The sequence below is a fragment of the Pauljensenia sp. UMB1177 genome (assembly GCF_030217965.1).
Classification (GTDB): domain Bacteria; phylum Actinomycetota; class Actinomycetes; order Actinomycetales; family Actinomycetaceae; genus Pauljensenia; species Pauljensenia turicensis_A.
Genome location: NZ_JASOOV010000031.1, coordinates 1 through 280, shown reverse-complemented (window position 1 = coordinate 280; position 280 = coordinate 1). Strand labels below are relative to the sequence as shown.

1 protein-coding gene is annotated in these 280 nt (G+C 56.4%); it reads left to right on the top strand.

Annotated features, from left to right (window positions below):
• On the top strand, nt 1–280 hold a 280-nt coding region (locus tag QP442_RS08740; RefSeq protein WP_442953384.1), incomplete at both ends, for a DDE-type integrase/transposase/recombinase.

Sequence of the window (280 nt, the reverse complement as noted above, 5' to 3'; positions counted from 1 at the left end):
GAGTTCCACGCAGCTAACGGGAAGGTTTATCTCGCCCCGATTATTGACTGTTATGACGGGAAAGTCGTGGCGTATACGAGGGGATTACACCCAACCTCAGTGTTGGCTGATTCCTCCCTTGAAAACGCCCTGGCAACCCTCCCGCACCAGCGTCTAAACGAGCTACAAGCCGGCCAGAGTGAGCATCCACTCGTGATCCATTCGGATCGGGGAGTCCACTACCGGTCTGTGTCCTGGATTGAGCTTACGCGGCGTTACGGGTTGACGCGGTCGATGTCGA